At 61.1% G+C, this 17556-nt stretch carries 23 protein-coding genes; 12 read left to right on the plus strand and 11 right to left on the minus strand.

Annotated features, from left to right (window positions below; all coding sequences use genetic code 11):
- Window positions 1-89 precede the first annotated feature (89 nt).
- The 7 genes from AC0JZ4_RS12085 to lgt all read right to left on the minus strand — a co-directional run bounded on the left by AC0JZ4_RS12085 (window position 90) and on the right by lgt (window position 6902).
- Window positions 90-641: a Kazal-type serine protease inhibitor family protein gene (locus AC0JZ4_RS12085; RefSeq protein WP_471886622.1), complete on the minus strand. Its 552-nt coding sequence runs from the start codon at window positions 639-641 to the stop codon at window positions 90-92.
- 152 nt (window positions 642-793) lie between these two features.
- Window positions 794-1726 (minus strand): ribose-phosphate pyrophosphokinase, encoded by a 933-nt coding sequence (locus AC0JZ4_RS12090; RefSeq protein ID WP_471886623.1) that lies wholly within the window; start codon window positions 1724-1726, stop codon window positions 794-796.
- Window positions 1727-1861: 135 nt separating this feature from the next.
- On the minus strand, window positions 1862-2566 hold the full coding sequence (locus AC0JZ4_RS12095; RefSeq protein WP_471887871.1) for a hypothetical protein: 705 nt from the start codon (window positions 2564-2566) through the stop codon (window positions 1862-1864).
- A 121-nt stretch (window positions 2567-2687) separates the two neighbouring features.
- A complete protein-coding gene (locus AC0JZ4_RS12100) occupies window positions 2688-3839 on the minus strand; it encodes a M24 family metallopeptidase (protein WP_471886624.1) in 1152 nt (383 codons plus the stop codon).
- Window position 3840: 1 nt separating this feature from the next.
- Window positions 3841-4638, minus strand: coding sequence for a peptidoglycan editing factor PgeF (pgeF, locus tag AC0JZ4_RS12105; RefSeq protein WP_471886625.1), 798 nt, complete (start codon window positions 4636-4638; stop codon window positions 3841-3843).
- Window positions 4639-4877: 239 nt separating this feature from the next.
- Window positions 4878-6002: a class I SAM-dependent methyltransferase gene (locus AC0JZ4_RS12110; protein WP_471886626.1), complete on the minus strand. Its 1125-nt coding sequence runs from the start codon at window positions 6000-6002 to the stop codon at window positions 4878-4880.
- Window positions 6003-6014: 12 nt separating this feature from the next.
- The gene (gene lgt / locus AC0JZ4_RS12115; RefSeq protein ID WP_471887872.1) at window positions 6015-6902 is read right to left on the minus strand and encodes a prolipoprotein diacylglyceryl transferase; all 888 of its coding nucleotides are present in this window, start codon (window positions 6900-6902) and stop codon (window positions 6015-6017) included.
- Between the two features lie 146 nt (window positions 6903-7048).
- Here lgt and AC0JZ4_RS12120 point away from each other — a divergent pair, with 146 nt between their 5' ends.
- The 8 genes from AC0JZ4_RS12120 (at window position 7049) to AC0JZ4_RS12155 (ending at window position 11002) form a co-directional block, all read left to right on the plus strand.
- The gene (locus AC0JZ4_RS12120; RefSeq protein WP_471886627.1) at window positions 7049-7309 is read left to right on the plus strand and encodes an accessory factor UbiK family protein; all 261 of its coding nucleotides are present in this window, start codon (window positions 7049-7051) and stop codon (window positions 7307-7309) included.
- 433 nt (window positions 7310-7742) lie between these two features.
- Entirely contained in the window at window positions 7743-8243 is a 501-nt protein-coding gene (locus AC0JZ4_RS12125; RefSeq protein ID WP_471886628.1) for a type III secretion system chaperone family protein, read from the plus strand.
- Window position 8244: 1 nt separating this feature from the next.
- Window positions 8245-9075, plus strand: a complete 831-nt coding sequence (gene proC / locus AC0JZ4_RS12130; RefSeq protein ID WP_471886629.1) for a pyrroline-5-carboxylate reductase — start codon at window positions 8245-8247, stop codon at window positions 9073-9075.
- A 19-nt stretch (window positions 9076-9094) separates the two neighbouring features.
- Window positions 9095-9436 carry a tRNA-binding protein gene (locus AC0JZ4_RS12135; protein ID WP_471886630.1) on the plus strand — a complete coding sequence of 114 codons (342 nt, stop codon included), beginning with the start codon at window positions 9095-9097 and terminating at the stop codon, window positions 9434-9436.
- A gap of 217 nt (window positions 9437-9653) precedes the next feature.
- Window positions 9654-9863, plus strand: coding sequence for a cold-shock protein (locus tag AC0JZ4_RS12140; protein WP_471886631.1), 210 nt, complete (start codon window positions 9654-9656; stop codon window positions 9861-9863).
- Between the two features lie 169 nt (window positions 9864-10032).
- Window positions 10033-10257, plus strand: coding sequence for a hypothetical protein (locus tag AC0JZ4_RS12145; RefSeq protein ID WP_471886632.1), 225 nt, complete (start codon window positions 10033-10035; stop codon window positions 10255-10257).
- Between the two features lie 65 nt (window positions 10258-10322).
- Complete coding sequence (locus AC0JZ4_RS12150) at window positions 10323-10637, plus strand: hypothetical protein (protein WP_471886633.1); 315 nt, start codon at window positions 10323-10325, stop codon at window positions 10635-10637.
- The gene (locus AC0JZ4_RS12155; RefSeq protein ID WP_471886634.1) at window positions 10634-11002 is read left to right on the plus strand and encodes a YkgJ family cysteine cluster protein; all 369 of its coding nucleotides are present in this window, start codon (window positions 10634-10636) and stop codon (window positions 11000-11002) included. Before AC0JZ4_RS12150 ends, AC0JZ4_RS12155 begins: the two co-directional genes overlap by 4 nt.
- 56 nt (window positions 11003-11058) lie before the next feature.
- Here the strand turns inward: AC0JZ4_RS12155 and AC0JZ4_RS12160 are convergent, their stop codons facing one another.
- From AC0JZ4_RS12160 to AC0JZ4_RS12170, 3 genes are read right to left on the minus strand one after another with little or no spacing between them, the layout of a single operon-like run.
- The gene (locus AC0JZ4_RS12160) at window positions 11059-12438 is read right to left on the minus strand and encodes an ATP-binding protein (RefSeq protein WP_471886635.1); all 1380 of its coding nucleotides are present in this window, start codon (window positions 12436-12438) and stop codon (window positions 11059-11061) included.
- 39 nt (window positions 12439-12477) lie between these two features.
- On the minus strand, window positions 12478-13173 hold the full coding sequence (locus AC0JZ4_RS12165) for a response regulator (protein WP_471886636.1): 696 nt from the start codon (window positions 13171-13173) through the stop codon (window positions 12478-12480).
- 9 nt (window positions 13174-13182) lie between these two features.
- Window positions 13183-13680: a MarR family winged helix-turn-helix transcriptional regulator gene (locus AC0JZ4_RS12170; RefSeq protein WP_471887873.1), complete on the minus strand. Its 498-nt coding sequence runs from the start codon at window positions 13678-13680 to the stop codon at window positions 13183-13185.
- Between the two features lie 264 nt (window positions 13681-13944).
- Between AC0JZ4_RS12170 and AC0JZ4_RS12175 the strand changes: the two genes are divergently transcribed.
- Window positions 13945-14127 carry a hypothetical protein gene (locus tag AC0JZ4_RS12175; protein WP_471886637.1) on the plus strand — a complete coding sequence of 61 codons (183 nt, stop codon included), beginning with the start codon at window positions 13945-13947 and terminating at the stop codon, window positions 14125-14127.
- A 74-nt stretch (window positions 14128-14201) separates the two neighbouring features.
- Window positions 14202-14858: an MBL fold metallo-hydrolase gene (locus AC0JZ4_RS12180; protein ID WP_471886638.1), complete on the plus strand. Its 657-nt coding sequence runs from the start codon at window positions 14202-14204 to the stop codon at window positions 14856-14858.
- A 145-nt stretch (window positions 14859-15003) separates the two neighbouring features.
- Here the strand turns inward: AC0JZ4_RS12180 and AC0JZ4_RS12185 are convergent, their stop codons facing one another.
- Window positions 15004-15219 carry a cold-shock protein gene (locus tag AC0JZ4_RS12185; RefSeq protein WP_003494703.1) on the minus strand — a complete coding sequence of 72 codons (216 nt, stop codon included), beginning with the start codon at window positions 15217-15219 and terminating at the stop codon, window positions 15004-15006.
- Between the two features lie 746 nt (window positions 15220-15965).
- Between AC0JZ4_RS12185 and AC0JZ4_RS12190 the strand changes: the two genes are divergently transcribed.
- Window positions 15966-17168, plus strand: coding sequence for a pyridoxal phosphate-dependent aminotransferase (locus AC0JZ4_RS12190; protein WP_471886639.1), 1203 nt, complete (start codon window positions 15966-15968; stop codon window positions 17166-17168).
- Between the two features lie 105 nt (window positions 17169-17273).
- Window positions 17274-17555, plus strand: coding sequence for a type II toxin-antitoxin system Phd/YefM family antitoxin (locus AC0JZ4_RS12195; RefSeq protein ID WP_471886640.1), 282 nt, complete (start codon window positions 17274-17276; stop codon window positions 17553-17555).
- Window position 17556 lies beyond the last annotated feature (1 nt).

Below are 17556 nucleotides of genomic sequence, written 5' to 3' on the forward strand. Positions count from 1 at the left end.
AAGCCCTACATAATCGGCCCGTTCGGCGAATGCAAAACGCCGGGAGCGTAATCCCGGCGTTTGCGCATGTGATTTCGGCAGTTTCGTTTTTATCCGCGACGGCACTGGCCGGACGAGATGACGCCGAAGCCCGCATTGCCGGCTTCGCAGGCATTCGGGAATGTCTGGGTGCGGCCACGGTTCTGGCCGCAGACCGGGCGGTATTCGCGTGTGCAGGCCCGGTCGTTGCCGGGACGGCCCGGCCGGTCAGGGCGATCCCAATCGGGGCGGTCCGGTCTTCCTGGGCGGTCCGGCCTGCCGGGACGGTCCCAATCAGGGCGGTCGGAGCCGCCCGGGCCACCCCATTCCGGCCGATCAGGACGACCAGGGCCGCGGCATTCGCCGGAGCTGACGACACGGAAGCCGCGTGAGCTTGCCTGGCAGGAATTGCCGAATGTCTCGAGGCGTCCGCCACGCTCGGCGCAGACCGGACGGTAATCCATGGTGCACATCTGCGGCCTCGGGTCCGGCCGCGATGGTGGGTAATAGCCGCCGGGACCACCCGGCCCATAGGACGGGCCGCCATCGACCGTGCAGGCCGACAGGACGGGTAGCAGGATGGCAAGCGACAGCGCCTTGCGCGCATTCAGGATCGACAACATTGTGATTCCTCCCCTTTTGATCGTGCCCACCGTAAAGCAATTCCAATCCGGGTGCGAACCGGTTTCGTGCTGATGGCATCCGGAAATGAAACGGGCCGGAAGTCGTCATCGACTTCCGGCCCGATCATGTCATTTCGAATTCTCTGCCAGGATCAGTCGAACAGGCTGGAAACCGAGCTTTCCATCGCCGTGCGGTTGATTGCCTCGCCGAGCAGCTGCGCCGTCGAGATGACGCGGATGTTGTGGGCGGACTGTACGGCCGTGGTGGGCTGAATGCTGTCCGTGATCACCAGTTCCTTCAGCTTGGAGGAGGCGATGCGGGTGACCGCGCCGCCAGAAAGGACACCGTGGGTGATGTAGGCGGTCACGCTGGTCGCGCCGTTCTTCAGAAGCGCTTCGGCGGCGTTGCAGAGCGTGCCGCCCGAGTCGACGATGTCGTCGATCAGGAGACAGTCCTTGCCGGTCACGTCGCCGATGACGTTCATGACTTCCGACTCACCGGCGCGCTCGCGACGCTTGTCGACGATGGCAAGCTGGCAATCGAGGCGCTTGGCCAGCGAACGGGCGCGCACCACGCCACCGACATCCGGCGATACGACCATGACGTTGTTCAGGTCATAGTTTTCCTTCACGTCGCGCGCCAGGATCGGCACCGCGTAGAGGTTATCGGTCGGGATGTCGAAGAAGCCCTGGATCTGGCCCGCATGCAGGTCGAGCGTCAGAACGCGATCGGCGCCGGCCTCGGTGATCAGGTTGGCGACGAGCTTTGCCGAAATCGGCGTGCGCGGGCCGGCCTTGCGGTCCTGGCGGGCGTAGCCGAAGTAGGGAAGCACCGCCGTGATGCGTCTGGCCGATGCGCGTCTGAACGCATCGATCATGATCAGCAGTTCCATCAGGTGGTCGTTGGTCGGGAAGGACGTGGACTGGATGACGAAGACATCTTCGCCGCGCACGTTCTCCTGGATTTCAACGAAGATTTCCTGGTCTGCAAACCGCCTTACGCTGGCTTTTCCGACTGGAACATTGAGATAAGAGCAGATCGCGTCGGCCAGATGCCGGTTCGAATTGCCTGCGAAAACCTTCATTGCGGTCCGCCTGTTTTTTTAGCTGGATGGCGGCCTTTTACCGCCGCGGCCCTCGAATGCAAGAGCGGATTCGAAATCCGCATGGAATTTTATGAATGAACTGTGACCCGGCGTTACATATATGCCCGGATAACGCTAGCCGGATTGGCTCTGACGCCACGTCAGGTAGTCTCCTATCGTCTTCGTCGCGATCGATTGCATGAGCGATGCCGGCACCGCCGCCCAAGGGTCGGAGCCTTGCGCCGGTACGGTTTCCTGGCCCTGCATACGGTGCAGTCTGCCGCCGGAATTGTCGAGCACATCCCAGACATAGACGATGGTGACATTGCCGCGATCGGCAAAGGCGGAAAAATAGCCCTTGAGGATCTGCTGCGTCGTCGTGTCGCTGGAGGGACGGATCGTCAGGCCGTTTGCGCGCGCCGATGCGCCGAGTTGGCGCGACAGTGGCGTGACCGCCTGCACCGGAGCGCCGATGATCGGCAGGAAGCGGATCGTGCTGCCGCTGCCGGCTGCCACTGCCGGCCCGAGCGAGGCCGTATCGCCGGGGGGAGGCGCTGCCTGCGGGCCTGCCGTTTGCCCCTGCCACTTGGGCGGCGGACCGGAGGAGGCCGGCGAGGTGCCGTTGCCGTTCTCCATGGCGCGTGCCTGCGCCTCCAGCGTGTTCTGAGGATTGGCGGGGCGATAGGAGCGTGAGCCGGAGGGAGGTTGCGCGGCCGGTGTGCCGACCATGCGGTCCGTATCGGCCTGGGTGACGGGCGTCGAGGAACGGCTCATGCCGCCGCCGACATCGGCCTGCGGCGTTAGCGCATCGGTCGTGTTGCAGGAGGTGAGGGCGAGCATCAGCAGGGCAGCGATGTGAGACCTTGCCGATGGCTGCACCTGTTCGTCTCCTGAATAGCTGACCCCGTGTCAACTCTAGAGGCGGGTCGGAAGCCCTGTCAATTCCACAATCCTTGCCGTGTCAGCAGACGATCAGGTCGAGGCTGTGGCGCGACAGCGGTTCCGGGGCGCCCTCGGTGGTGAGATAGGTATGGCCGAGCGTCATCGCCGTGCCGGTATCGGAATCCATGATGATCATGTGGACGAAGAGCGTCATGTTGGCGACGATCTCCTGCGGATTGCCGACATGGAACATCTGGTGCTCCATCCAGGACGGCGAGAAGCGTGCTCCGAGCGAATAGCCGCAGGCATTCAGCCGGTGGCGCGACAGGCCGCGCTCGTCAAGGATGCGGGCATGGGTGTCGAAAACGTCGCCGAACGTGTGGCCGGGCCGCAAAACCTCCTCGATCGCGTGGATGGTTTCGAGGCAGGCCTTGTAAAGTTCGCGGTGGCGCATGGTCGGCTCGCCGATGACGGCGGTGCGCATCATCGCGGCATGGTAATGCGCGCCGGCACCAGCCCATTCGAGCGTCAGCTGGTCGGTTGCATCGAGTGTGCGGCGGCCGGCCTTGTAGCGGCACAGAAGCGCGTCCTCTCCCGAACCGATGATGAACTCGTTGGCCGGGTAATCGCCGCCGCCTGAAAAGATTGCGCCCTGCATGGCAGACAGGATGGCGGCCTCGTCACCGCCGGCCCTGATCAGCGGCAAGGCCGCGTCCAGCGCATCGTCGGCCAGTTCGGCGGCGCGGCGGGCATGGACGATTTCGGCGGGACTCTTGATCAGCCGCAGGCCGCTGACAAGATAGGAGGCGTCGATCAGCTGGCCGAAGGTCGAAAGCTGATTGTCGACCAGTTTCGCGACGCGGCCGGTCATGCCGTGCGTGTCGTATTCGACGCCGATCCTGGCACCGAGCAGGTCCATGTCGCTCAGAAGGTTCTTCAGGTCCAGGGTCGGATCGGCATTCACCCGGTCGACCCAGATGGCGATGTTCTCGACGATCGAGGTCTGGCGTGCCTGTCTCAGGTCCGCCGAGCGGGTGAGCAGCGTCATCGAGCCGTCCGATTTGACGATCAGCGTCTGGAAGAAGCAGTAGCCGAACGTGTCGTAGCCGGTCAACCAGTACATGCTTTCCTGCGCGAACAGCAGCAGCGCATCTAGCTTCTGCTCCTGCATTCCGGCAAGCAGGCGCTCAAGGCGTGCGGCATATTCCTCACGGTCGAAATGCAGGGCCATGTCAGTCCTCCCGGATCGCTATTGCGGAAATCTGGCGGCCGTAATCCGGCTCTTGTTTGTGGGTCGTGCGCCGATAGGAGAAGAAGCGCTCCGTATCGGGATAGGTGTCGAGGCCGAGGCTTTCCGCCCGGATGCCGGCATCGCGCAGACGCTTCACCGTCAGCGACGGCAGGTCGAACATCGCGTGGCCCGGCTTTGCAGACGGCGAGAAGAAGACCTCATAGGCAGGATCGACGGCCTTGAAGTTCGCCACGAATTCCGGGCCTACCTCGTAGCTTTCCGGTCCGATCGACGGGCCGAGCACGGCGGTGATCCTGTCACGCTCGGCGCCGAGTGCCACCATCGCATCGATGGTGTTTTCCAGTACGCCGTAAAGCGCGCCCTTCCAGCCTGCATGGGCGGCGCCGATGACGCCGTTTTTGGCATCGGCAAACAGGACCGGGCCGCAATCGGCCGACAGAACGCCGAGGACGACGCCCGGAACCGATGTCACCATCGCATCGGCTTTCGGACGCTCAGCGGGCAGGGCGGTACCGTCGACGACGACCACGTCGGAGGAGTGGACCTGATGGACGGTCGAAAGCCGTGTCGACGGCTGGCCGAACCATGCGGCAACACGAGCGCGGTTCTCAGTCACATGGCTTTTGTCGTCATCGGAGCCGACGCCGACATTGAGGCCTGCATAGATGCCGCCCGATATGCCGCCCTCGCGGGTGAAGAAACCATGGCGAATGCGCTCGCCCGTCTGTTCATTCAGAAGCGCACTCTCGACCGGTCGCGGCTTGGAAGTTTCCGACATAGGCGTCCATCCCATTGATTTTACTTCGCAATGAACGCGAATGCTTCGGTCTTTTGGTGGCGAGATTGGCGCATGGGGTGGTGCGATGTCAATCGGGGGGCGGCAGGAGATATACGTGCAAAGGGAGAGTGCAGCGGTCCTCTCACCAAGAAAATCTGAGATTTGGCTGAAGCTAAGTCTCAAAAATCACCAGTGAGGGGATCACGTCACCCAATTCCGTTGAACCGCCAAGCCCCCCGTCAATCCACCGGCCGAAACGGCATCAGTTTCAGAGCCGGGCTGGAGACCGCGATCACCTTGAACAGTTCACCCATCTTGCCCGCGCCTTCACCGGCAAGCCGGTCTACGGCTGCGGCTATGAGGCGTTGCTCAACCGCATCCTTGTCCTTCGCCAGCGCCTTGGCGCGTTCGGCAAGGCCAAGGCCATAGAGGAATTCGCCCTGCCGCAGGCCGCCGTTGAGATGCACGCCGGCGGAAACGGCGACCTTGGCCAGATCCTCGAAGTCGACATGGCTGGTCAGATCGGCTTCACCCGGGTGGGCAAGTGGCGGATCGTAATCGTGGTTCATGATCGCCTGCAGCGTATCGCCGAAACCGGTGACCATGTGACCGTAATCGATGACGAGAGCGGTGCCGCCATGCCCAAGCAGGCGCTCGCAAAGCGTCTGCATGACCGCCTGACGGGCCGGGGCCATCTCGAAGATCGTGCCGTCGGGAATATTGCCTGACGGGGCAGGCAGGAGTGCCGGATCGACGGTCGCGATGCCGGCGGCAAAGGCAAGTTCGTCGCTTGTATCGAGCCCGATCAGGCGCTCGCGAAAGCCGGTCGGCGTCTTGATGAACTGGCGGATCGGGATGGCGTCGAACAGTTCGTTGGCGGCGATCAGGCAAAAACCTTCCGGCACGTCCTCGAAACTGTCGTGCCAGCTCACCATGGTCGAATAGGCTTCGAGCGTGATGCGCTGCACCCCGCGCAGGCGTTCGCTCGTTTCGACCAGATGGACGGACAACGTGTCGAACAGCGGCGGGGCGATGCGCTTGATGACGCGCAGCATGTCGGCCATCATCGTGCCGCGGCCGGGGCCGATCTCGACGAGGCGGATGTTTGCCGGCGTTCCGTGCTGCTGCCAGGCATGCACCATGAAGACGCCGATCATTTCGCCGAACAACTGGCTGATTTCCGGCGCGGTGATGAAATCGCCCTGACTGCCGAAGGGTTCGCGGGTGCGATAGTAGCCGTATTCGGGATCGGCGAGGCAGAGCGCGAAGTAATCGGTGACGCTGATCGGACCGTTGGTGCGGATCAGCGCCTTGATCTTCTCTGCGAGCGGGCTGGTCGGGGCGGGGGACGAGGGCTGGCTCATCGCGTGTGTTCCTCAGGCTGCCGCAGCGGGCGCGGCGAGCTTTGCCCGCGCGACGGCCCAGACGCCGATTGCAACCATCGGCAAGGAAAGGACCATGCCCATGGTCAGCCAGTTCGTGCCGAGAAGATAGCCGAGCTGTGCATCCGGCTCGCGGAAGAACTCGACGAAGATGCGCGAGAAGCCGTAGCCGATGACGAAGCTGCCGGCGATGAGGCCCGGCGTGCGCAGCGCCTTGAACCGGAAAATCATCAGCGCCAGCACCAGAAGCAGGATTATGCCTTCGAGACCCGCCTCGTAAAGCTGGCTCGGGTGGCGGGCAAACGGGCCGCCGGTCGGGAAGACGATGGCCCAGGGCATGTCGCTCAAGCGGCCCCAGAGCTCGCCATTGACGAAATTGGCGATGCGGCCGAACAGCAGGCCGAAAGGTACGACCGCTGCGATGATGTCGAACATGCTCCAGACGGGAATCTTGTGCTTGCGGGCAAACAGGATCATCGCCAGCGTCGCGCCGATCAGGCCGCCATGGAATGACATGCCGCCGTTCCAGATCTCGATGGCGCGGATCGGATTTTCGACGATGCGGGCGAAATCGTAAAAGAGGATGTAACCTATGCGACCACCGAGCACGATGCCGGCGGCGATCCAGACGAGGAAGTCGTCGAGATGGGTCTTCGTCATCGGCGCTTCGCCGTTCGGCCACTGTGCCGGGCGTTCGATCAGCTTGCGGGCATAATGCCAGCCGATGAGGATGCCGGCGACATAGGCGAGGCCGTACCAGTGTACCGCAAGAGGTCCGATGGAGAAGGCCACCGGATCGATGTTTGGAAACGGAAGAATGGCAAGAAGATGAAGCGCTTCGTACAATGTAAATTCCCGGCGTGACCGATGTCGGCGGACCATGGCCTTAGCAAATGTGGCGGTCAAGCTGGAATCGCCGGAGCGGTTGCAACGGCAGTGGATGGCGCTTGCAACGGACCGCCCGTGGCCCTACTTGCTAGTCATGGATATTCGCCGGGATTTGTCTCGGCTCTACAGGAGATGACGACATGTCGACCGGAACCAATCGCATTTTCGACGACTTCGCCAAGCTGATGACCGATGCCGCGGGGGCGGCACAGGGTGTGCGCAAGGAAATGGAAACGGCGTTCCACGCCCAGGCAGACCGCGTCCTCAACAGCATGGACATCGTCAAGCGCGAGGAATTCGAAGCCGTGCGCGAAATGGCGGCGCGCGCCCGCGACGAAAACGACGCGCTCAAGGCGCGCATCGAGGCGCTGGAAGCCAAGCTCGCCGCGCAGCAGGGCTGAGCGCGCACAAATTATCGTTGAGAATCAAATCGGCCCCTTGCGCTTTGCGTGAGGGGCCGATTCTCGTTTCGGCTGCATTTCAGCGGTTAAAAAACGCGCTACAAAATCGGCGGCGCGGGCAAAAAAATGGCGCCTGTGGACACTTGAGAAAAAGTGAGGCGGCAGAGTCATTTAACCCCTTCCGCTGATGCCGAGGGAGAGGTCGGCAAAACCGTAACCCACTGAAATAGTGAGGTCAGGGGCTGGTGACTGGAACCTGTCTAGCTACACTGATTTTAAATGATGATTCGAAACGAACTGGTAAGCTCCAGACAGGGTGGCAGCGTTATTCTGGCGGCGTCGTAAGATCATCGGAAGTGTTGTTTCCGGTTAAGTGTTCGCGTGTTGGCGTATTTCCGCACATCCGCAATCATTCCGGTCAAGAAGGTGCCGCATGAGCCTCATGGAATTGGAAATTGAACGGCAATCGAACCCGGTCGACATGATCGAGTTCGTTGCAGCCTCCAACGACTGGACGTTCGAACGCTCGGGCGACGACGAAATCGCCATGACAGTCGAAGGTCGCTGGACCGACTACCATGTGTCTTTCTCGTGGATGGAAGAGTTCGAGGCGCTGCATCTTGCCTGCGCTTTCGACCTGAAGATCCCAGAGACGCGCGTCAACGAAGTCATTCGTCTGCTGTCGCATGTCAACGGTCAGACGTTGATGGGCCATTTCGACCTGTGGCGTGCCGAAGACGTGGTAATCTTCCGTCAGTCGCTTCTGCTTGCCGGCGGCGCCGAGCCCACCAACCAGCAGGTGGAAGTGCTGCTTTCCAGCGCGCTCGATGCCTGCGAGAGCTATTATCAGGCATTCCAGTTCGTCGTCTGGTCGGGCATGGAAGCGAAAGCCGCCATGGATGCGGTCCTGTTCGAAACCGTTGGTGAATGCTGACATGACGACTGCTGGCGCAACAGCGGCCGACGGGTCGATCGTTCTCGTCGGCGCCGGTAATATGGGCGGTGCGATGCTGTCCGGATGGCTCGACAACGGGGTTTCCGGCGCGCGTATCACGGTCATCGATCCGTCGCCTTCCGAGGCAATGCAGGCGAAGATCGCTGCTGCCGGTGCCGCTCATCTCAAAGCCGCGCCGAATGATGTCGTTGCCGACATCCTGTTTCTCGCGGTCAAGCCGCAGATGATGGACGTGGTCCTGCCGGCGCTCAAGACTCTGATCGGGGCCGGAACGGTTGTCGTGTCGGTCGCTGCCGGCAAGACGCTTTCCTACATGACGATCCATCTCGGTGATGCGGCCATGGTGCGCGCCATGCCGAATACGCCGGCGATGATCGGCCGCGGCGTCACGGGCGCGTTTGCCAATGAAAAGGTGACGGGCGCGCAGCGCGAGGCCGTGGATGGCCTGTTGAAGGTCAGCGGTCCGGTTGAATGGGTCGCAAGCGAAGCCGATATCGATGCCGTCACTGCCGTTTCCGGCAGCGGGCCGGCCTATGTCTTCTACCTCGTCGAGTGCATGGCGGAGGCCGGCCGCAAGGCGGGACTGCCGGCGGAGCTTGCCATGCGCCTGGCGCGCGAAACGGTGTCGGGCGCGGGGGAGCTGTTGCACCGGTCTTCCGACGACGCGGCGCAGTTGCGCAAGAACGTTACCTCTCCGGGCGGCACGACGGCTGCGGCACTTGCCGTGCTGATGGCCGACGACGGGATCCAGCCGATTTTCGACAAGGCGATTGCAGCCGCCCGCAACCGGGCGGAAGAACTGGGCAGTTAATCAGAACAAGGTGGCAGGCGTGGCAGACGAGATTACGTACGGGGATTTCGAGAAGGTCGATATCCGGGTTGGAACCATCGTCGAGGTCGAGCCCTTTCCTGAAGCGCGCAAGCCCGCCTACAAACTGAAGATCGATTTCGGCCCCGATATCGGCGTGAAGAAATCCTCGGCGCAGATTACCGTTCATTACACGCCGGAAACGCTGCTGGGCCGTCAGGTGCTCGGCGTCGTCAACTTCCCACCACGCCAGATCGGCCCGGTTCGCTCGGAAGTGCTGACCCTTGGGTTCGAGGACGAGAATGGCGCCATCGTGCTTGCTGCCGTCACGCAGGGCGTGCCGAACGGGCGCAAGATGATGTAGATTGTCGGCAGCGGCCCCGTTGCAGCTGGTGTAAAAACTAAAAGTTGACTTTCGGGCCGCGTGTCACTATTTAAAGTTTATCGATATTTTTTGCCGAGATTTGCTTGCTGCGCGACTGGCACCGCGTGTTGATCGACCCTCTCTTTAAAGCATCGTTTTCATCATCCGCATCGCATGTGCGATGCGGTCTTTCTATGCTGCTATGAAAGGGTTCATCATGACCACTGGCACAGTTAAATGGTTCAATTCCACCAAGGGCTTCGGCTTCATTCAGCCGGATAACGGCGACGCAGACGCATTCGTGCATATCTCCGCTGTCGAGCGGTCTGGCATGCGCGAGCTCGTCGAAGGCCAGAAGCTTTCCTTCGAGATGGAGCGCGACAAGAAGTCGGGCAAGATGTCGGCCTGCAATCTTCAGGCCGTTTGAAAAGGACTCCGCTTTCCGGTGACCACGGATGTACTGGCACTGTTGAAAGCATGAGACCAGAGGAGGTCAGGCAGCCGCCTGGCCTTTTTTTTATTGCACCTGGCGATGAAGCCATGTCCCGCAGGCTGCGTGCATGGCCGATAAGCCGGCACCCGAAGCGAGGGAAACAATGACCGAGCGTCACAGCAAGGCACGCGAAAACGCGGAGAAGGCATTCGACAAGACGAAGGCGCCCATGGCTGCCGGCGACCGGGCCCGCGAGGAACTCGACCTTGTTGCGAAGGCCCGGCAGGAGAAGACCTCCCGTCTGAGGGAAGCGCGTCTTGCCATGGAGGCGCAGAATGTCGCTTCCGGCGACGTTGCCGCTGACGACGAAAACGTCGAGAAGCCCTGACAGACGTCCACCGATCCATTTGATGCGACATGTCGCACCTCGTCATTCAGAAGAAGAAAAGAACCATGAACGCCACGACCACCGCCGCCCTGACAGTCGAGTTGACGCCAATCCAGGTCCGTGGACTGAAGCTCGCGAAAGTCGGCGACCTTTACCCGCAAGAGGGAAACAAGTGGACGCATCTCGACGCCACCGTCACCTATGCGAAGTCGGATCGCTTCAAGGAACGCCCGTTGAAGGTGAAGTCCGCGAACACGGCCACGCTCGAGCAGCTGAGGGAGCACGGTCTCATACAGCGTATCGGGCCTGACGCGGGCAATGCCGAGACCCCGCTCGGCATAACGATGGCCGGCAAGATGTGGCTGCTGAAACACAAATGACGGCAAGGGCCGCCGCTTCGGGATGGACCCAGCCGGGCAATGATCAGGATGGCGATGAGGTTTTCTTCGCCGACGGCGAAAGCATTCCCGATTGCCAGACATGCGGTGCCTGTTGTTCCTATTCCTCCGAATGGCCGAGATTTACGACCGAGACCGATGAAGCGCTGGACATGGTTCCGCTGCAGTTCGTGGCCAAGGACCAGCAGGGCATGCGTTGCGAAGATCAGCGCTGTTCGGCCCTTTTCGGTCGCGTCGGCGTCAGCACGTCATGCCTCGTCTACGATGTGCGTCCCGATGTCTGCCGGGCCTGCGTGCCCGGCGATTACGCCTGCAAGACGGCGCGCTCCGCCTTCGGCCTGGATTGAGGCCGTTCGCCCGGTGTAGCCCGTGTTCGGACGCCGCCGCAATCTTCCATTTTCCATCAGGCCGGTATCCGTACCACCGCCCTCAAACCGCCGCGCGGGCTGTCGGTCAGCGTCACGTTGCCGCCATGGGCGCGGGCGATGTCACGGGCGATGGCCAGCCCGAGGCCGGTGCCTGAACTGTCGAGATTACGCGCCTCGTCCAGCCTGTAGAAGGGTTTGAAGACCTCCTCGCGCGATTCCTCGGGGATGCCCGGACCATCATCGTCGAGCGTCAGGGTCAGCCATTTGGCGCTGTGTCTTGCATTGATGTGCAGGCTGTTCGCATAGCGCTCGCTGTTGGACACAAGGTTGCCGACGAGGCGGGCGAAAGCGTTGGGGCGCACCGCAATTTCGTCCTCGCCGTCGATCTCGAAGGTCAGCGTGCGGCCTCGCAGTTCATAGTCGCCACGGAAGCGTTCGAGCAATTCGCTCAGTTTCAGCGTGCCGAAATCCTCTTCCGCCTCTCCCTTGGCGAAGGCGAGGTAACCCTCCAGCATCGACTGCATGTCGTTGACGTCTTCCGTCATGCCGGACAGTTCCGGCTTGTCGCCGGCAAGCGCCAGCTGCAGCTTGAAGCGGGTAAGAATGGTGCGCAGGTCGTGGCTGATGCCGGCGAGCATCGCGGTGCGCTGTTCCAGCTGTCGCTCGATGCGCTCGCGCATCTGGATGAAGGCAAGGCCGGCACGGCGGATTTCCACCGCGCCATGCGGCGCAAAACCCTCCGTCTTCTGGCCCTTGCCGAAACTTTCCGCGGCACTTGCCAGCGACAGGATCGGGCGGATCTGGCCGCGCAGGAAGAGAATGGAAATGAGAACGAGCACGAGGGCTGCCGCGACCATCCAGACGAGGAAGATATGCGTGTTCGACGCGTAGGTGGAGCCACGCCGAACGAAGGCGCGCAGCACCCTGTCGTCAAACTTGATGCGGATTTCGACCAGCCGGCTGTCGCCCACCGTGTCGATCCAGAAGGGCATCTTGATCTGCTGGGTGATCTGGTCGGCAAGGATGCCATCGAGAATGGAAAAGAAGGGGCGGGGACGCGGCGGCGGAAGCTGGCCGTTCTCCTCGACGGCAATCGTCAGGTTCAGCGCCTGATCGGCGATCCGGGTGATCTCGTCGTAATTGGCATCTTGAGGATAGGCGCGGATCACCTCGATGATGCCGGCAATGTCGCGTACGGTGCCGTCCGACAGGCGTTCGGTGACCATGCGCCAGTGCCGTTCCATGAAGACGGCGGCGACCACCGTCTGCAACAGAAGCATCGGCAGGATGACGATCAGCAGCGAGCGGGTATAGAGGCCGGTCGGCAGGCGGCGGCGCAACCAGCGCGCCAACGGCCGCCAGCCGGGAGGAGAGAAAGATGCCACGTTCTGCCTCAGCGTGTCGAAAAAGGCCATTGCCGCTTCACCTGCTGACTGGTTTCATGCTGCCATCGGTCAATCGACGCTCAGACGATAGCCGATGCCGCGCACGGTCTGAAGATAGACCGGATTGGCCGGGTCGTCCTCTATCTTGCGACGCAGGCGGTTGATCTGAACGTCGATCGTGCGCTCGCCGACTTCTGAATCATCGCCGATCAGTTCGTGGCGGGGGATCGTGTCGCCGCCGCGCAGCGCAAACAGCAGCATGATATCCTGCTCGCGGTCGGTCAGGCGGATCGTCTCGGCGGCACGCCGCAGCTCCTTCTTGGAGATGGAGAAGGTGAACGGCCCGAAGATGACCTGCTCGATCTTGTGCTGTTCGGACGCGCTGCGGCGCAGGATATTGTTGATGCGCAGAACCAGTTCGCGCGGGTCGAAGGGCTTTGACAGATAATCGTCAGCGCCGGCTTCAAGTCCCTCGATACGAGCATTCGCCTCAGCGCGGGCAGTCAGCAGAATGACCGGAATGGTCTTCCTCTCGTAGAGCGACTTGGTCAGCGACAGGCCAGTCTCCCCCGGCATCATCACGTCGAGGATGATCAGGTCGAAATGCAGGCCTTCGAGCTTGCGGCGCGCTTCGGCGGCATCAGCGGCGATCGTGACACGAAACCCCTGCTCGTTGAGGTAGCGGTTGAGCAGGTCGCGGATGCGCTTGTCGTCGTCGACGACCAGAAGATGAGGCGCATCGTCGGAAAGGAGGGCGTTGGTCATTCGGGCATCCTACACATCGTCCGCGGGCGGAGCGTTTTCGTCGCGGCCGCGCATTTTCCTGAGGAATTCCTTCACCGCTTCGCGCTCGCCGGGTTTAAGGCCTTCCATGGCATTGGCGATGCGCAAGGATTGCGGCTCTGATAGGGCAAGCGACAGTTCGCGGCCCGCAAGGGTCGGGTAAAGGCGACGTTCACGCCGATCCTTGGCACCGGCCATCTGGCGAATGTAACCGGCCTCGATCAGGTGCTTCAAGACGCGCGAAAGGCTTTGCTTGGTGATCTGCAGGATGTCGAGGAGGTCGCTCACCATCATGCCGGGCTGGCGGCTGACGAAATAGACGACGCGGTGATGGGCGCGGCCCATATCCAGTCTTGCGAGGATCGCGTCAGGATCTGAGATGAAGTCGCGATAGGCAAAGAAGAACAGCTCGATCGTATCGAAATCCATGCGGCTTTCATCGACCGCGGGCATGGGTGGCAGGGCTTTCCTGACGGGTTTTGCCGCCATTGCTCGAGACACTTGCCGATCCTTTCTGCAAAGCCGCGCGACCGGGCGCAGCGTATATCATCATGATTGTAATCGCTTGCGGTCGATAAAGCGCGATCCGCCTGAACAATCAACAGGATTCGTATGATGCGAGGTGTCGGTTGTGGCAGCGCGACCCGCCGGGATCGCAGGCTGTTTCATTCTCCAGACCTGCCGTCGCGCCGCGAGGGGAACTTAACCGCGGCAGCGACATTAACGCTGCAAGAGATATTGGAGAGCCTCAAGATGCAGACCTATTCCGCCATGCCGCCGATCGTGCTCGATCAGCCGAAACAGCATCCGCTCAAGGCAGTGTTCATCACCGTTCTGACCCTCAAGCTGGTCGTGTGCGCCTTTCTGGTCGGTACGGTCTCGCTGGCGCCTCCGGTTGCCGCCGATACGCGCTATATGGTGAGTGTGAGCGACTAAAAGCCTTGGGGGGCTGATTTCCTCGTCCCATACGGGTATACCCGGCTCGAAATCATGAGAAAGGGCCGGAGATCATGGGACAGCTTCAGGCGGGCATCGTTCCCGTCACCCCGTTTCAGCAGAATTGCACGATCCTGTTCGATGACGACACGCGCGAAGGCGTGGTGATCGATCCGGGCGGGGATGTGAACCTGATCGTTCAAGGCATTCGCCAGAACAATCTGACCATCAAGGAAATCTGGGTCACTCACGGACACATCGACCATGCCGGCGGGGCAGACGAGTTGCGTGAGATCCTCGGGGTTCCGGTTGTCGGGCCGCATGAGGACGACCGCCCACTGCTTGACCAGTTGGAGAACCAGGCAAAAGCCTTTGGCGTGACTATGGAAGCGCGCAATCTGGTGCCCGATCGCTGGCTTGCCGAGGGGGATAGCGTGTCGTTCGGCGATCATGTCTTCGATGTCTACCACTGCCCCGGCCACGCGCCCGGACATGTGATTTTCTTCAATGCGGTGCAGAAATTCGCCCATGTCGGCGATGTGCTGTTTCATGGATCGGTCGGGCGCACGGATCTGCCGGGCGGGGATCACGCGACGCTGATGGCGTCGATCCGCGATAAGGTTCTGCCGCTGGGTGATGATGTAGGCTTTCTTTGCGGCCACGGCCCTGGCGGACGTCTCGGTGAGGAGAGACGGAACAATCCGTTCCTGAAGGCGCTCTTTACAGCTTAAGGGTGCAGCGGGCGTGGTCCTGCCGGCCGCACTATCACGTTCCATCGCCGCCTGTCATAACGAGTGTGATGCAAAGACGGTCTGTTTCTGGCATAAAAAAACCCGGCAAACTTGCCGGGCTTCAACTCTGTTAAGCCTGAACGGCTTAGCCAGCGATCTGCAGATTAACGGCCTTGGGGCCTTTACCGCGACGATCCGGCTCGGTGTCGAAGCTTACTTTCTGGTTTTCCGAAAGACCGGACAGGCCAGAAGCCTGTACGGCTGAGATGTGGACAAAGATATCGGCGCCGCCATTATCTGGCTTGATGAAGCCGAAGCCCTTGTCGGTATTGAAGAATTTTACAGTGCCAGTTTCGGCCATGCAGCAGGTCCTTTTCTTTCTGTCCGTGTTCAGCGGCGGACAGCACAACGGTCGTTTTGCCCCGAAGGGCGGCGGCAGGCAGTTTTAAGAAAGGGTCCCTGTGTTACCGCGGCGAATGGCAGGAATAAATTTTGCAAATTGCCCCCAGTTCCACCGCCCGAAGTTTTGGCGCCTTCGGATCGCATTATTATAGGTCTTCCCATGCTCGTAAATTGCCCGAACTTGAGCAGATTGCTGTGTTTATAAGGAATTGGCAAGAAAAAGTTTTGCGAAACTGCGCCGATGAGTTGAAAATTCGAATCACTCAAATCCCTTGTGGCGCAGGCCTTTTCGCTTCGCTGTCGGGTTCCTTGCCCAGTTGTATAGCCGGCCATGCTTGATTGTATTGAACAATGTGCCGTTTTGGAACATTGGTTCTCGCGCGCCTTAAAAGATGCCCGCGTTATCCCAGAGGCGTTGTGACGCAACCTATGGGTAGCGCCTCGACGCCCCCAATCGGGTGTCCAAGTGCCGCGTTTGCGGTATCTGGATGCCGCGATAAGCATGGGAGCTGACGCGGCCTGTCGTGCGTACGGTGCCGCTTAAATGTTTGTTAGCGCTGTTCTGCGTGGGGCTGTTGGTCGGATCACCGACATTGATGGGACGCATTCAAGCTTTCCGCTTGAAACCGCTTGTGTCATTCGACATACAGCATGGGGCGAAAAATTGAGTTTCGCCGCGTTGCAACAGCTCTCAGGACCGAAAATATGGCCTTTCTTGCCGATGCCCTTTCCCGCGTGAAGCCGTCCGCCACCATCGCCGTTTCGCAGAAAGCGCGCGAGCTCAAAGCAAAGGGCCGCGACGTTATCGGCCTCGGTGCAGGCGAGCCGGATTTCGACACGCCGGACAACGTCAAGAAGGCCGCTATCGACGCGATCAACCGCGGCGAGACCAAATACACGCCGGTCTCCGGCATCCCGGAACTGCGCAAGGCGATTGCCGAGAAGTTCAAGCGCGAGAACGGTCTCGACTACAAGCCGGAGCAGACGATCGTCGGTACCGGCGGCAAGCAGATTCTTTTCAATGCTTTCATGGCAACGCTTAACGCGGGCGATGAAGTCATCATTCCGGCGCCGTACTGGGTCTCCTATCCGGAGATGGTGGCGCTCTGCGGCGGTGAGCCTGTTGCTGTCTCGACCACCCAGGAAAACAATTTCAAGCTGACGGCCGCGGAACTCGAAGCCGCGATCACGCCGAAGACGAAGTGGTTCATCTTCAACTCGCCGTCGAACCCGACGGGTGCTGCCTACAGCGCCTCGGAACTGAAGGCTCTGACCGACGTGCTTTTGAAGCATCCGCATGTCTGGATCCTCACCGACGACATGTACGAGCACCTGACCTTCGGCGACTTCAAGTTCGCCACCCCGGTGGAAGTCGAGCCGAAGCTTTATGACCGCACGCTGACCATGAACGGCGTGTCCAAGGCCTACGCGATGACCGGTTGGCGCATCGGCTATGCGGCCGGCCCGATCGAGCTGATCAAGGCCATGGACATGATCCAGGGGCAGCAGACCTCGGGTGCGTCGTCGATCGCCCAATGGGCCGCCGTCGAGGCGCTCAACGGCCCGCAGGACTTCGTTGTCAAGAACAAGGCGATTTTCGAAGGCCGTCGTGATCTCGTCGTGTCGATGCTTAACCAGGCGACCGGCATCGTTTGCCCGAAGCCGGAAGGCGCATTCTACGTCTATCCGTCCTGCGCCGGCCTGATCGGCAAGACGGCACCGTCGGGCAAGGTCATCGAGACGGATGAGGACTTCGTCTCCGAGCTGCTGGAAGCCGAAGGTGTCGCAGTCGTGCACGGCTCGGCCTTCGGCCTCGGCCCGAACTTCCGCATTTCCTACGCGACCTCGGAAGAGCTTCTTGAGGAAGCCTGCAAGCGTATCCAGCGCTTCTGCGGCGCCTGCAAGTAAGGGCCCAAGCCGAGTATTCCATCGAGAGGCCCGCCGGTAACGGCGGGCTTTTTCGTGCGCGGTGGTCACGTTGACGACGTGTCTGTGCAGGATTACATTTTGCCGATGAAAACCGTGTCGATCCGCGAGATGCAGGAACATTTCGATGAGCTGGTCCATGATGTGGAGCGGGGGCAGACGGTTGTCGTGACGCGCGATGGAAAGCCGGTTTTCAATCTGGTGCCGAGCGAGGGCGAGCCTGTAGCCCGTAAAGGGGGGCTAGATTTGGAAGCGGGGCAAGCTTACCTGAGGTCCCGTGGGATCACCAACCCGGTGCCTTACATTGCCGACGATTTCGACGACCCGTTGCCTGAAGACTTTCTGATCAAGCCTTTGCCGCAGTCGTAGT

Source organism: [Rhizobium] kunmingense (assembly GCF_977018605.1).